10 protein-coding genes are annotated in these 15,467 nt (G+C 37.2%); 5 read left to right on the forward strand and 5 right to left on the reverse strand.

The window, feature by feature from the left end; genetic code table 11:
• Positions 1-12: 12 nt before the first annotated feature.
• The 3 genes from IPI65_05945 to IPI65_05955 all read left to right on the forward strand — a co-directional run bounded on the left by IPI65_05945 (position 13) and on the right by IPI65_05955 (position 3,470).
• Positions 13-1,266 (forward strand): MFS transporter, encoded by a 1,254-nt coding sequence (locus IPI65_05945; GenBank protein MBK7441068.1) that lies wholly within the window; start codon positions 13-15, stop codon positions 1,264-1,266.
• Between the two features lie 263 nt (positions 1,267-1,529).
• Positions 1,530-2,939, forward strand: coding sequence for a T9SS type A sorting domain-containing protein (locus IPI65_05950; protein MBK7441069.1), 1,410 nt, complete (start codon positions 1,530-1,532; stop codon positions 2,937-2,939).
• 75 nt (positions 2,940-3,014) lie between these two features.
• Complete coding sequence (locus IPI65_05955) at positions 3,015-3,470, forward strand: hypothetical protein (protein ID MBK7441070.1); 456 nt, start codon at positions 3,015-3,017, stop codon at positions 3,468-3,470.
• 4 nt (positions 3,471-3,474) lie between these two features.
• On the opposite strand, the gene IPI65_05960 is transcribed toward IPI65_05955, so the two are convergent.
• The 5 genes from IPI65_05960 to IPI65_05980 all read right to left on the reverse strand — a co-directional run bounded on the left by IPI65_05960 (position 3,475) and on the right by IPI65_05980 (position 11,938).
• A complete protein-coding gene (locus tag IPI65_05960; GenBank protein ID MBK7441071.1) occupies positions 3,475-4,215 on the reverse strand; it encodes a response regulator transcription factor in 741 nt (246 codons plus the stop codon).
• Positions 4,196-6,085 carry a histidine kinase gene (locus tag IPI65_05965; protein ID MBK7441072.1) on the reverse strand — a complete coding sequence of 630 codons (1,890 nt, stop codon included), beginning with the start codon at positions 6,083-6,085 and terminating at the stop codon, positions 4,196-4,198. Before IPI65_05965 ends, IPI65_05960 begins: the two co-directional genes overlap by 20 nt.
• A gap of 474 nt (positions 6,086-6,559) precedes the next feature.
• The gene (locus tag IPI65_05970; protein ID MBK7441073.1) at positions 6,560-7,312 is read right to left on the reverse strand and encodes a response regulator transcription factor; all 753 of its coding nucleotides are present in this window, start codon (positions 7,310-7,312) and stop codon (positions 6,560-6,562) included.
• Positions 7,309-10,194, reverse strand: a complete 2,886-nt coding sequence (locus IPI65_05975) for a histidine kinase (GenBank protein ID MBK7441074.1) — start codon at positions 10,192-10,194, stop codon at positions 7,309-7,311. Before IPI65_05975 ends, IPI65_05970 begins: the two co-directional genes overlap by 4 nt.
• A gap of 268 nt (positions 10,195-10,462) precedes the next feature.
• A complete protein-coding gene (locus IPI65_05980; GenBank protein MBK7441075.1) occupies positions 10,463-11,938 on the reverse strand; it encodes a proline--tRNA ligase in 1,476 nt (491 codons plus the stop codon).
• A 97-nt stretch (positions 11,939-12,035) separates the two neighbouring features.
• Between IPI65_05980 and IPI65_05985 the strand changes: the two genes are divergently transcribed.
• Both IPI65_05985 and IPI65_05990 read left to right on the forward strand, forming a co-directional pair.
• Complete coding sequence (locus IPI65_05985; protein ID MBK7441076.1) at positions 12,036-13,616, forward strand: hypothetical protein; 1,581 nt, start codon at positions 12,036-12,038, stop codon at positions 13,614-13,616.
• A 31-nt stretch (positions 13,617-13,647) separates the two neighbouring features.
• Positions 13,648-15,153, forward strand: a complete 1,506-nt coding sequence (locus IPI65_05990) for a hypothetical protein (protein MBK7441077.1) — start codon at positions 13,648-13,650, stop codon at positions 15,151-15,153.
• Positions 15,154-15,467: the final 314 nt, after the last annotated feature.

Below are 15,467 nucleotides of genomic sequence, written 5' to 3' on the forward strand. Positions count from 1 at the left end.
CATGCTTCAATTATGAGCACACCACACAAAAGCCCATCCCGAAGTATTTTAAATCTTACCGTTTTAGTTGCAGCATTAGGCTATTTTGTCGATATCTATGACTTGCAATTATTTAACCTGGTTAGTAAACCTAGCTTAAAAGGTATCGGCATTACTGACCCCGCTATGGTCGACTTTTGGGATGTCAGGTTGTTTAATGTGCAAATGATAGGCATGTTGTTTGGCGGAATTTTATGGGGCATTATGGGCGATTTAAAAGGACGAAAATCTATTTTATTTGGCAGCATATTATTGTATTCGATTGCAAATATTTTAAATGGTTTTGTAGATAATACCACCCAGTACCAAATTGTGCGATTTTTTGCAGGCCTCGGACTTGCCGGTGAATTAGGAGCTGCAATTACTTTGGTTGCAGAAATAATGAGTAAAGAAAATCGCGGTTACGGAACCATGCTCATTGTAAGTGTCGGCGCATTGGGAGCAGTGGCAGCATTTTTTATCACATCACATGTTGACTGGCGGACTTCTTATTATATAGGTGGCGGACTTGGATTAGCATTATTGGTACTGCGATTCGGAACTTTTGAAAGTACCATGTTCGATTCCATTAAACATGAATCTGTTACCAGAGGTAATTTTATTTCACTATTTACCAATCGGGAGCGTTTTGTAAAATATGTGTATTGCATATTAATTGGTGTACCGGTTTGGTATTGTATTGGCGTATTAATGAAATTCAGTGAACGATTTGCAGGCGAATGGGGAATAGATACCAGCGGCGATAATGCGCTTCAAATTCGACGCACTGCCATTATGTTGAGTTATGTTGGTTTATGTGTCGGAGATATTTTGAGTGGTTATTTAAGTCAGGTTTTTCGTTCACGGAAAAAAGTGGTGTTAGGTTATTTAATTGCAACAATTATTTTAGCATTATTATATCTGAATATTAAAAGTACATCACAAACCTTATTTAATATTATGTGCTTTTTATTAGGTTGTGCTACCGGATATTGGGCATTATTTGTAACCATCGCATCCGAACAATTCGGAACCAATATAAGAGCCACAGCTACTACCACAGTACCAAATTTTGTAAGAGGATTTGTAGTGCCGCTCACACTTGGTTTTTCTGCACTGAGTTCAAATACAAATAATATTACCGCTGCACTTATTGTCGGAGCCATTGCACTTATACTGGCAATTGTTTCAATTCTGGCAATTAAAGAAACATTCGGCAAAGATTTGAACTATGTTGAAATGAGTTAGCCATTGGGCTGAAATGCCCTAAGTACAGGTGTTTTTATGATTTTTACAATCGTTTTCGTTTTTGTATTCCCGTATGCAATGTTATGCTCAACAACATAACCATTTAAATTTAACGTAAGGCCTTTTTTACACTTGTTTATCGATTTATACCACTTGTTCATCTGGTAAAAATGGCATAATCCACCATACTACTTTTGGCTTATTGATTTAAACCCCTGTTGGGGAAAACTAAAAAAATAATGCTAAATCTAAACAAGACACTTATGAAAAAATTGAACACACTTATTTTAACCTGCCTTTTTTTACTTGGCTTTACCGGCAGCGTTTCAGCTTGCGACAATTCTTCCTTTTCCTTAATTAACATGACTGATTTAGGTGGAGGACAATATGAGTTTACTGTAGAATTTTGCGCCGGAGGTGGCGTTGGCGGCGCATCCGGAGGAACCGGTACGTGGTTTGTGCAAGCTGTTGGTGGTGGAACAACATTCGCAACCTATCCTGCTACATTAACAAGCCCGCAAACTGCTGCAATTTACAGCGCATCAACATTCCCTTATTTAGGTAATGAATATCTGGTGTATGATTTATTGAGTTATCCCGGAACAGGCTGGGGGGCAGATTGGTGGACCACAACAGGCGGATTATTCGGCCCTGCAGGTTCATATTGCGTTACGTTTACTTTTGTAACGAACGGTATGCCGAATCAATTAATTTTAGGTGGAGCAGAAGGAGCCGGAGTTGGTGTTGCACCATACGGTTGTAATGGCTTACCTGAAATGGAAATTAATTTCGGTTTAGCTGCCGATGCAGGTCCTTCTTTTAATTTATGTAAAGGAAATCCGGGAACAATTACCGCATCTGCAACAGGCGGTACGGCACCTTACACTTATTTATGGAATACCGGTGCAACTACTGCATCAACAACTGTAACTCCACTTGTAAATACAACTTATACAGTTACTGTTACCGATGCTTTGGGAAATACGGATACAGATAATATTCCGATTTTTGTTAACCCTAAACCTACTGTTAATGCCGGCTTGGATAAAACAATTACCATTGGTTATGGTGCAACTTGTGTAACATTAAATGGTACCGCAACCGGTGCTTCTGATCCTTACACTTATTCATGGAGTAATGGTTCAACTATTAAAACACCTTCTGTTTGCCCAACAACAACTACTACATATACATTCACTGCAACTGATTACTACGGTTGTTCAAATAGTGATAATGTTGTAGTTACCGTAAAAGATGTACGTTGTGGACCGGGAAATACTAAAATTTATGTTTGTAAAAATGGTACAACAAAATGTATTAACTACGGACAAGTAGGCAGCCATTTAACCAGCGGTTGGGTATTAGGTGCATGCTGGATGAAATTAGATGATGCTACTGCCGAAGGTGAAAATCCAATTGCTATTTTCCCTAATCCTGCATCACAACAAGTAGAAATTGTTTTTGTAATGGCAGAAGATGCTACTGCAACAATTGATATTTATAATATGGCGGGAGAAAAATATCCGATACAAAATAATACTGTTCAGGGTTACGGCGGACAGGAAATTACACAGGAATTAAATGTTAGCGATTTACCTGCAGGTATATATCAGGTATTCGTAACAACAAGTTATGGTCAGGTTTTAACAGAAAAATTGGCTGTTGTTCGTTAATGCTGATCGTTCAGTTCATCTTAAAAAAGCCTTCTATCTTCGGAAGGCTTTTTTTCATTTCAACTTTTAATCAATATGAAAAACAGAAAAAATATCAATCGCATTTTCGTTGGCGCAGCAGTATTTATACTCGTTGCACTTACTGTAATATTTTATATTATGATTACGGCTGAAAATAAATTGTTTAAAGAAAAAGGAATTTCAGTAAAAGCAACTGTAATTGAAATGTGGCAAATTGAACACAAATCAAAAAGGTCGGTAGACATTGATTATTACTGTAAGGTAGCTTTTTTTACGAAAGATACAACTGCAACCAAATCACCGGTTAACACACTGCCCGATACTACTAAAAGTGGCGCAGATGCATTAATTGATAAAATATTTGAGAATATTGACTTAAGTATCGGTGATTATACTACTGCTGATTGCCTTATTAACAGCACCGTTTATAATGATTTAAACGTTGGTGATTCGTTACAAATTATTTACATCAGTGATGACCCTGAGCGCGTAAAAATGGATTTAAAATAAATATTTAATGTTCCAGAATTTTTAACACGGCATCCTTTTTTCTTTGTGAAACCGGAATGGTACTGCCTTCATCTAAAATCAGCATACCACCTTCCGATTTATCGAAAAGCCTTATTTTATCCGGGTTTACAAGAAAAGAATGGTGTGTGCGAACGAACCCGAGTGGTTCTAATAAACTTTCATATTCCTTCAAATTTTTAGAAACTAAAATGGTTTGATGATCAGATAAAACAAATTTGGTATAAATACCATCTGCTTCACAATATAAAATATCATCAATTTTTACATAATAGGTTTTATGAATATCTTTTAAAACAATTTTTTTGGGATGTTCATTTTTGTTTTGCATTTGTTCAAGCAACAAAGCAAGTTGTTTGGCAGGGTCCTGTTTAATATTATGGTAAGCTCTGGTTACAGTTCTTTGCAGTTCTGCAGGATCAACCGGCTTTAACAAAAAATCCATAGCACTGAATTTAAATGCATTAATGGCATATTTATCGTGCGCAGTAATAAATATTAACTGAAAGCTATATGTCTGCAACTGACTCAACAAATCGAATCCGGTGCCGTCATCAAGTTCTACATCTAAAAAAACCACATCCGGGTTATAAAGGGCAATGGCATTAATTCCACTCATCACACTATCAGCTTCATGTATGGCAATTATTTCAGGGCAATATGCATGTAACATCTCCCGCAACCCTAACCGAATGTTCACTTCATTGTCAATGAGTAATACGCGCATTTTTATAAATTTTAGGTAAATAAATTTTTACAATTACACCTTTTTCTTCGGTATTATTATTTATACTGAAACTGGCCTTTGTTTTTAATTTGATGTTCAGTAAGTAAATTCTGTCTTTTATAATCTGACTGGCACGTGAAATATGTTCATTGTTTTCTGCAGGAGTTGAATGTAATCCTTTCCCATTGTCAATTATGGTTATAATAACCTCATCATTTATTTCATCAAACAACACTTTTAATTCACCGGTATAAGTTATGCCACTAAATCCGTGTTCAATCGAATTTTCAACGAAAGGCTGAATAATCATCGATGGAATCATAATTTCATCTGTTTCAATATCCTTTACCAAATCTAAATGATAAGAAAACTTGGCGGGGAAACGCATTTTTTGCAACTCCAGATATTCCCGTAAAAAATCCACTTCCTGTTCAATAGTAACGTAATCCTTATAAGAACTTTCGAGTGTTTCGCGCATGATATGTGAAAACTTACTCAAATTGCTTGCTAATTGTTTTCCGTCGTTTTCCAACAACGCGTACGACTGTAAAGCAGTTAAGGCATTAAAGAAAAAATGCGGATTCATTCTGGCCCTGTTGAGCCGCTGTTCCGTTTCCAGTATGGTTTGCTGATGTTTCAGGTTTTTTTGACGATAATATAAAAATATGGTAATAGCAATTAAAAAGGCAACCACCACACCGGCAACTAAAAAACGAATTTTTAAAGCACTGATTTGTTTTTCCTGATTTAATTCGGTTATGGTTTGTTCATTTTTTGCTTTATTATATTGTTGCTCTAATTGATTTACAGTTGTTGTTTTTTCAATATTCATCAAACTATCGCTAACTGCTTTGTATTTCTCAAAATATTGTAAAGCAGCCTCGGGATTTTTATTGTCTTTGTAGGTATAATACAGCTGCTGATAAAATAACAACACCACATTATCATTACCCCATTCTTTAGCCCAGACTAATCCCTGTAACAATGTGGTAAGCGATGTTTCGAATTTTCCCAATGCATATAAACTCTGTCCCTTTCTGAACATCGCTGAAACCCGTAATTGCTCCAGTGCTTTATCCGATGATAATCCAATTACCGTATCACAATATAAAATCGCAGTTTCAAAATCCTGATGCTCTAATGCCAAACCACCTAAAATGTTATAACATTTAATAATATAAAACGGACTGTTGGCTTGTTGCGCATATTTTAATGCAAGTGGAGCCAACACCTGCATGCTGTCGAGGTATTTTTTATTTTTTGTCGACTCATACATCATACCATACGAAGTAGCAAGATTAGAATAGCCCATGGTGATTAATTCATTATCACCATATTCTAAAGCACGCTCCAGCGACATTTTCATGTATTTGGTGCCTTCTTCAGGTTGTGTGATACTGCTGAATGTGTAAGATACTTCATTACAGAAAATGATTTCATATTTTAAATTGTGATGTAGTTCTGCATTTTTTAAACCTTCAAGATAATAATATATCGCACTGTCGGGTTTATTTTCAGCAGCACTTACCATTCCACGTAAACGGAAAGTTTCCGGCGTAACAACGGAGTCGTATTTTTTATTGAGATATTTATTGGCTTTATTAATTCGAAATAATACACTGTCTAATTTTTTCTCTCTCAAATGAATATTGGCAAATAAAATTTCAGCCTGGGCTTTACAACAATTATTATCTGACTGGAGCAATTTTTTCGATATGGAAATTGGAACTGCATATTTTCCGGCTTTAAAATTGGCATCATAATTTGCTTTATCTGCCTTACTAAAATCATCACATGCACAGTCATTTTGTGATTTGGCTAACGACACAACAAAAACAAAAGCTAAGAGTGAAACTATTTTGGATAACATCGTAATAATTTTATTTATACGGATTAAAAGTAGCGCAAACAATTAATTATTTTTTATATAAATGCCGCATCAATAACTGCAATTCGTTGCACTTATTTCTAATTATGTATCAGTTGTGTATCCAGATGAATCAGTTGTTGCTCATCTTGCTCAAATGTTAAAATTTGCAGGAAATAAGTTTATATGAGATTAAGGTGAAGGTTAAATTTCACCCCAAAAACCACCTGAAATGCGGATTTGAAGTAGTATTTCGCACTTGTACTATTTTAAGCTACACTTATCCAAAAATTGAAGGGGTATACTTTATTAAGCATTACTTTTACCCTGTTGTCATGTGAATGTAGTTGCTTTGTTCTTCTGTTATCCATTTCGTTGTTCGGAACCGGAAACACACTAACACCCTGATCCTTTAAATAGTAATTGCAATGCAACTCAAATTTAAGCCGTAGCCTCATGCGGCTTTTTTTTATGCCCTTAAACGTTGTTGAGTTTTTCCAGTTGTTCAAGAAACGCACTTTTTTTACGCAGCGAAACCGGCACTTCGCTTAAATCACTCATTATTACCAAACCACCATCTTTATGCCGGAACGATTTTACATGGTTCAAATTTATTAAGTGGGAATGATGCACACGCTCAAATCCAAATGGCCGCAGCGATTCTTCAATTTCTTTAAGAATTTTAGCCAACAAAATTTTATTGCCATCTTTCAAATAAACAAAACTATAATTACCATAAGAGTTACAACGAATAATATCGGCCACCTGAATAACAAATAAACCATCGGAAGTATGTAAAATTATTTTCTTCTGCTGTAAAGTGGTTAAATCAGGAACTGCGGCGTTTGGTTCTACTACAGGAGGAACATCTTCCTTCTTTTGCGACACCTTCGCTACCGCAGCAATTAATTCTTCACTGTCGATGGGTTTTAATAAATAATCTAATGCATTGGTTTTAAACGCCTTAATGGCATATTCGGAGTAGGCCGTAGTAAATATGATTTCATAATCCTCATTCCCAACCACATCTAAAATATGAAATCCTAATCCATCCGATAATTGGATGTCTAAAAATATCAACTCAGGTGAAACCGACTGAATTAATTCAACAGAACTTTGAACGCTATCGGCTTCTCCTACAATTAAAACCTCGGGACAGTTTAACGCAATTTCCTGTTTGAGCGCTGAACGTGCTCGTGATTCATCATCTATAATAATTGCTCTTATCATAATATATTTTGTTCTAAATAGATTAACGGCATAGCCAACGCAACGCGGGTGCCAATAGCTTCCCCTTGTTTATCAGTTAAATCCCGTATTTCTAATGTGAATTTATTGGTATTTTCTTTATTGTTTAATGCTTCAAGATATTCCGTAATTAACAGTGTGGCTTTTGAATTGTGATTGCCCATTCTCGATTTTGATGAAGATGCCATCCTGCCAATACCATCATCAGTAATATCACATATTAACTTGTTACCACTGATTTTGAATTCTATTAAAATGGTCCCTTTTCCCTGTTTAGGTGCAATGCCGTGTATCAGTGAATTTTCAATAAACGGCTGCAACAACATCGGCGGAATACCAACTTCAGCAGGGTTTAATGCACTATCTGTCATTACCGAAAACACAAATTTATTTTCATACCGCATGCCTGCTAAATCCAGATATAGTTTAATGGCTTGAATTTCACGCTCCAACGGAATAAACTGTTCCTTATTTTCGAGAATATTCCGTAACAATTTTGAAAATTTCGAAATATAATCACTAGCCTTTTTTACATCGTTTTCTGCATAATAACCTTTTATCGTATTTAAGGCATTAAAAATAAAATGCGGATTCATCTGCTGCCTGAATGCCTGCTGATTTAATTCGGTTAATTTCTTTTCAATTTCAGCATTTTCTTTTTCCAGCAAAAACGTTTTATTTTTTTGCTCGTATTGCACCCGTAAAGCCTGCAGCCTCCGCCGCCACAACATGTATAAGGTGATGCTTAACAACGTAAGTATAATCAGCCAAAACCACCATAAACTCCAAATGGGTGGCTGTATATCAAACGCAAACGATTTAAACTCACTTTCCAATCCCGACTTATTAATGGCTGCTATTTTAAAATTATAATTTCCGGGTGGCAACGATTTAAAATGTATACTGCGTTCATCCGTAAAATGCCATTCCGTATCATAACCTTCCAAAATATATTTATAAGTTACTTCTGCCTTACTCATAAAAGAAGTTCCTGAAAAAGAAATGGTTACATCATTTTGGTTGTATTTAAAGTCAGCAGTGTTTGATTTTAAATACGAAACATCATTCACCATAAAATCCATAAACCGAATACGCGGTGGCGTGGCAAATTGCAGTGTTTCATTTTTATTAAAATAAATCAACCCCGATTCGGTGGCGATATATATTGTTGCTCCAATATTATCAATATCGGTAATTCTGTTAACTTCAATTTTTAATTTATTGGTAAAATTTACTACTTCAATTTTGCCTTCTTTGTAATCTACACGCACCAATTCATTACCAAAAGCTGCCCAAATAAAATTGTTTTCATCTACATACAAGGCATTACATTCACTATTCGGTAAACCCGCTTCTTTGTCCAGAATTTTAGTGAGTTTATTATCTTTTATAATCAATAAACCATTCAATGTAGCAATGTAAGTATAGAAACCATTATTGTCGAACGCTATATCGCGAACAGGCGATTTTAACAGCGGATTCAATTCACCCAGATTTATAAGCGTATCACCGTAATAATAAATCCCCTTCGATGTGCCAACCCATAAATGATTATACTTATCCGCTTTAATTACATTGGTTCGCGCGTTCACAAATTCATAATTACCGCGCTTATAAACCATATTGTTTATCACTTCAGAAATATGGTTTTCAAACAAACTTCGTTCAAGCATTATCGTATTATCCTGCCCTAAATAAACACGTGTTTTATCCTGAAACAAATCATTACCATATATATTAAAGGTTTTATTTGTTGTTCCTGTTATTTGGCGAATACTGCTTTTACCAATTACAAAAGTGCTGTTTTCAAAATGGCGAATATTGGCAATATCATGGGGTGAGGAAGCATCTAAGCGGCTGTGTTTAAAACTGCCATCAGGATATAAAACACCATAATTATCCTCTGCCATGCCAACCCATAAATTGCCGTCGTTGTCGTGTTCCAGACAAGTAATTTTATCAACCGGTAAATCATTTTGTTTGTTGTAAATATTTACTTCAAGCGATGGAATAAAATACAAACCCGCCTGCAAAGTAGAAACCCACAAATTATCCTCAAAATCAAACTCAACAGAAGACACACTGTAACCGCCCATGATTTTCCGCAGCGGTTTTATCCCCTCAGGATCATATATGAATAAACCTTCACGTGTGCCGAAATAAATTTCATTGGCATTTTTTATTTTAACGAAAATAACTTCCTGGCTGGATGCCGGTAACTCCAGTTTTGAAACATACGAAGTATCGTCTACAATTTGAAAAATATGTGTTCCCGCACTGATATAAATTAAATCATCCTGTTTATCACCGCGAATCGATTTAAACATTTGCGGAAATTTCCGCTCTACAAACCGAACTGTATTATCCTTTCCAATCCACGAAAAATTTTCCCGCCCGGTATATGTAAATGCGGTTGCCTGATCATTAGCATCAATTTTATAATATAACGATTCCCGTGAGCCGATATATAAATTACCCGCATCATCTTCACATTCCGACAAAATCATTTTGTTAAACTGCAACTTAGCAACCAAAGGTGAATTATAGGCATTATAAATTTTACCATCTAAATAAAAAGAAGCATTTCCGTTTACCGACTGAAACCAAATACGCTTTTTTTTGTCCTGATAAATTCTTAATATTTCATTATCTCCCAAACCATCAGCACTCGTAAAATGGGTGAAGCTATAACCGTCATATTTGTAAACACCGGTGTTCGTGCCAATCCATATAAAATGGTCAGCATCTTGTGTTACATAATAAATGGTTGAGGGTAAATAATTAATGGTTGGAACTACCTTAATAGAAACCGGCTCCTGTGCAAATACATGGTTGCTTAAGCACACACAAAGCAGCAAAAGCAAAAACAATTGTTGTATTTTTTTACCAAAAGGCGACATGAGCAGCATCCAGTATAATTGGGTTATAAAATTACCGATATAATAATTGGAAAGTGGAATTTATCACTATCACTTATCTTAAAATTCCCGGCACTTACATCGATTTAATAATCAGCTATTGATAAAACCTGCACACTTGTCAGAAATTTAAAATTAAGCCGGATTGATCATCTCCCCCAAAAAAAATACGACACCAAATGATGTCGTATCTAATTTATTTGAAAAAAAAATGTTAATACGCTTTGGCAAATACCACACGTTTGTTACTCGGTTTGCCGCTGTATATACATTTACCTGCTTCCTCTTTTGCATCCATCGGAATACAACGAATGGTAGCTTTGGTTAATTCTTTAATTTTATCTTCAGTCTCCGCAGTACCATCCCAATGCGCATGAATAAAACCACCTTTTTCAATTTGAGCAGTAAATTCATCCCAGGAATCCAATACAAAAGTATTTGCTGAACGAAATGCTAAAGCCTTATTAAACATGCTTTGCTGTATGGTTTCCAGCAATTCGCTGATATATAAACCAAGGTTTTCATTTTTTACCGTCGTTTTTTCTTTGGTATCGCGACGTGCAATTTCAACTGTTCCGTTTTCAACATCGCGCATTCCCATAGCAATACGAACAGGAACACCTTTTAATTCATATTCCGCAAATTTCCAGCCCGGTTTGGCAGTATCACTATCATCGTATTTCACAATAATATTTTGTGCCTTCAGTTCTTTAATAATAGCATCTGCTCTTTCAGTAATTGCTGCAAGTTGTTCAGCATTTTTATAAATAGGAACAATTACAACATGCAAAGGCGCTAGGCGAGGAGGAATCACCAATCCGTCGTCATCACTGTGCGCCATAATTAATGCACCCATCATTCTTGTTGATACACCCCAGCTTGTAGCCCAGGCAAATTCCTGTTTACCTTCTTTATTTAAAAATTTAACATCAAATGCTTTTGCAAAATTCTGTCCTAAAAAGTGGGAAGTTCCGTTTTGGAGCGCTTTTCCATCCTGCATCATCGCTTCAACACAATAAGTATCTTCTGCACCTGCAAAACGTTCGTTCGCTGTTTTTACCCCTTTAATTACCGGAACGGCCATATAATTTTCCATAAATTCGGCGTAAACATCCAGCATTTTCAGGGTTTCTTCAACCGCTTCATCCTTAGTGGCATGTGCTGTGTGGCCTTCCTGCCAATGGAACTCGGCAGTGCGCAAAAACAAACGTGTGCGCATCTCCCAACGCATAACATTTGCCCACTGATTAATCAAAATTGGCAAATCACGATAACTCTGAATCCAGCCGCGATAACAATTCCAGATGATAGTTTCACTCGTAGGCCTGATAATCAGCTCTTCTTCCAGCTTACTTTCAGGGTCAATCATCAATTTACCTTTTTTGTCAGGATTCGCTTTTAACCGATAATGCGTCACAACGGCACACTCTTTGGCAAATCCTTCAGCATGACCTTCTTCCTGCTCAAGAAAACTTTTTGGTATCAACAACGGAAAACTGGCGTTAACGTGTCCAGTGTCCTTGAATCTTTTGTCCAGAATACTTTTCATATTCTCCCAAATGGCCCATCCATGCGGCTTTATCACCATACAACCCCGCACAGCACTATACTCCGCCAACCCGCTCTGTATAACAAGATCGTTATACCACTCCGAATAGTTTATATCTCTTTTTGTAATCTTTTCCGCCATATGTTATTTTTGGTATGATTTTGGTTTTAAGTGTTTTGCAAAATTAATAATTGCAGCCACAGTAAACAGATTTAATTAAACAATTAAAATATCAGTTATGAAATTAAGATACCTTCCAATCCTCGCAGCGCTGGGCTTTTTCGCTACTTCCTGTGCTACCCAGACAGCATCACAGGGATCTTCAACTGACGATATTTACTTCTCTTCAGGTGATGAAATCCCTGCAGAGGTCATTACAACCACAACCACTTCAACCAGTTCTTCATCCGACCAGTATTCTACCTATCCCGGCAACACCGGTAGTTATGAATATAACGAACCAGCAGCAGATGATAACGGTTATCGCAGCGGCGAAGAATTTCCTACAACATCTGATGAATATTATGATGAAGAAGGAAATACTTACATCGTGAACAATTATTACGACGACAACGACTATGATGATTATTACTACACATCTAGTTTGTATCGTTTTTACTATCCAAACTATGGTTTCGGATATTATTCGCATTGTTATTCACCTTACTATTACGACCCTTTCTGGGGACCATCTTACGGCTGGAACGTAGGTATAGGCTGGGGTTACGGCTCTTACTATCCTTATAACTACGGTTATTGCTACCCTGGTTACTATGGTTATTACGATCCTTGGTATAACCCTTACTACGGTTACGGTTACGGATACGGTGGATACTATGGCAGCTACTGGAATGGCTACAACAACGGTTATTACGATGGTTACAACGATGGCTACTATGGTGGCAACTACGGTAACGACGGTTATTATGGTTATAGCGACGATTACTATTATGGTCCAAACACCTCAACCGGTTCAAATACCAATACTGGCGTAGCTTCTGCCGATATTTTAGACGCAGGTTACGACAAAGCGCATAACGCTGATATCAATCACGTGCTTACCGATAAAGGTGCACTGGTTACCGATAAAAAAGATGTAAATACAGCAGCAGGTTCCGAAGACTTTGCTTCAGCAGGTGATGCACCTTCAGTTACTACAGTTAAAAATGATGTAACTAAAGCCGATGCAGTTAGCTCTGGAAACTTCGTAAAACCGGGTGCAGTTGCAATCGACCAACCTACAGTTGCCGGTGCAGGTGTTGTTAAAGAAAACAGCGGTGTTAAAGTAATTAAATATTACAGCGCCGATGCTAAACCTGCAGTTGCCGACAATACTCCTGTAGCAGCAGATGTTAAAACTGACCGCGGTGTGCGCGATGGTAGTTATAATACCGTTTCAAAACCGGTTCCTTCTAACGACAACCGTCCCGCTGCCAATACAACTAAACCGGCTAACAATGGTAGCAACGATGCTTACCGTCCTGCAGGCGACCAAACTCGTCCACAAGGTGGTGCAGTAAAACAAAATACTGAACAAGCACCGGTAAGAACTTACGAGCAGCCAAAACAAAATGGCGGTAAAACAAATACATATGAACAGCCAAAATCAAATGGCACCAAAACATATGAGCAACCTGCTAAACCTTCACGTCCAACTTACGAAGCACCTAAATCATCAGGTTCTTCATCAGGAAGTAAAGGAACATATAACAATGGCGGCGGAAGTTCAACACGCAGCAGCGGATCTTCTTCAAGTGGTAGCAGGTCATCATCAGGTGGTGGTGGCTCTACCTCTAACAAGAGAGGCGGCGGTAATTAATCAACATTAAAAAACACTAAAATTTTAAACCATGCGCAAGATTTTTACAATGGTTATAGCTACTGCTTTGTCCGCATCTTTATTTGCACAAAGTGATGTTGATGCACTCCGCTATTCCATGATCGACTTTGGTGGAACAGCCAGGTCACTCGGTTCAGGAAATGCTTACGGTGCCCTCGGTGGCGATATGAGCACATTTAGTATGAACCCCGCCGGTATCGGAATTTACCGCAGTTCTGAATTTGTTATTACACCCGGTTTGCTCAGCATTAATTCCGATAGTAAATATTACGGCTCAACTGCAAGCGACGATAAATATAAATTCACCATCAATAATGCAGGAATTGTTTTTGCCGGCGTAAATAAAGGTAAAGAACATGCAACAACAGGATGGGTTGGCGGCGGATTCGGAATTTCTTTTAACCGAATTGCAAATTTTAACAGCTCAGTGTATTATTCCGGATTTAATGAAGGTTCTTCTTTATTAAATTCATATGCCGATTATATTAATGGCAACGGCGGAACAAATCCCGGCGATGTATATGATAAAGACCCGTTTGGAGCAGGTCTTGCATGGGAAACATATTTATTAAATCCCACTGCACTCGATTCAACACAATATTATCCTGTTGTTGATGGCAGATTGCAACAATCAAAATCAATTTTAACACAAGGTGGAATAAATGAAACCGCAATTACTTTCGGTGGAAATTATGGCAACCGTTTATATGTTGGTGCAACAATCGGAATTCCGCATATCAGTTACGTAAATACTTCAATTTATAACGAAGAAGATGTAAATAGTGAATACAACGATTTTCAATCATTTACATTAACCGATATCAGCGAAACTTATGGAACAGGTATTAACGCAAAATTCGGATTAATTTATCGCATCAACGATAATTTCCGCTTAGGTGCTGCAGTGCATTCACCAACATTATACGGTTTAACCGATAATTATATTTCTACCATGAGCAGCGATTTAGAAGGCAGCGGTTCTTATTCTTACGATTCGCCAATCGGTGAATACAGTTACGAACTCGTAACACCATGGAGAGTAATTGCAAGTGGTGCCGTTACAATTAAAAATATCGGATTTATTTCCGCAGAATATGAATTTGTAGATTATAGTGAAGCAGCTTATAATTTCAACAGAACATTAGATGGCGGCGATTTATCTTATGAAAATACAATTAATACCAATATAGACACAAAATACGGCGCATCGTCAACCATCCGTTTAGGCGGTGAATTAACTTACGATGTGTTCCGTTTTCGCGGCGGTTATATTATGAGCAGCACACCATTTAACGATGGTATTGCAGCAGAAGGTGCAGATTTTTCAAAAAATACCTGGACTGCCGGTGTCGGAATTAAAGAAGAATCTTATTTTATTGACCTCGGTTTTGCGCACAGTAATGTGACCGAATACGATACACAATATGTATACGACAACGGTGCAGGCGTAAACGAAGGGGCAACAATAAATAAATCTTTAAATAATTTCCTTTTAAGTTTTGGTTTTAGGTTTTAATGATTGTCAGTGAAGCAAAAGCCCTCCTGGTGGTTCGGGGGGGCTTATTTTTTTGGAGCATCAACATCCCCCACACTATCACATTCCCAACCGGCTCTCCACTGCAACAAACTTTACTTGCTTCATTATACTCAAAACCGGCTGTTCAATCAGCACATTAGCACATTTGCACATCAGCACATTAGTAAGTTTGTTTTCGTTCCGATCCGGGCTAGAATTCACTGCATCCATTTTATCAACCTCCAAACTGCAAACCGGGACACCTGGTATGAATTAGCAAATTTGTCGATTAGCAAATTAGCTGATGGGGTGTG

This window comes from Bacteroidota bacterium (assembly GCA_016706255.1).
Lineage (GTDB): Bacteria > Bacteroidota > Bacteroidia > Chitinophagales > BACL12 > UBA7236.

What these genes read in the sequence shown, in the direction of transcription:
- IPI65_05945 (MBK7441068.1), top strand. Translation starts at nt 13, where the DNA reads ATGAGCACACCACACAAAAGCCCATCCCGAAGTATTTTAAATCTTACC.
- IPI65_05955 (MBK7441070.1), top strand. Translation starts at nt 3,015, where the DNA reads ATGAAAAACAGAAAAAATATCAATCGCATTTTCGTTGGCGCAGCAGTA.
- IPI65_05980 (MBK7441075.1), bottom strand. Translation starts at nt 11,938, where the DNA reads ATGGCGGAAAAGATTACAAAAAGAGATATAAACTATTCGGAGTGGTAT.
- IPI65_05970 (MBK7441073.1), bottom strand. Translation starts at nt 7,312, where the DNA reads ATGATAAGAGCAATTATTATAGATGATGAATCACGAGCACGTTCAGCG.
- IPI65_05960 (MBK7441071.1), bottom strand. Translation starts at nt 4,215, where the DNA reads ATGCGCGTATTACTCATTGACAATGAAGTGAACATTCGGTTAGGGTTG.
- IPI65_05985 (MBK7441076.1), top strand. Translation starts at nt 12,036, where the DNA reads ATGAAATTAAGATACCTTCCAATCCTCGCAGCGCTGGGCTTTTTCGCT.
- IPI65_05965 (MBK7441072.1), bottom strand. Translation starts at nt 6,085, where the DNA reads ATGTTATCCAAAATAGTTTCACTCTTAGCTTTTGTTTTTGTTGTGTCG.
- IPI65_05990 (MBK7441077.1), top strand. Translation starts at nt 13,648, where the DNA reads ATGCGCAAGATTTTTACAATGGTTATAGCTACTGCTTTGTCCGCATCT.
- IPI65_05950 (MBK7441069.1), top strand. Translation starts at nt 1,530, where the DNA reads ATGAAAAAATTGAACACACTTATTTTAACCTGCCTTTTTTTACTTGGC.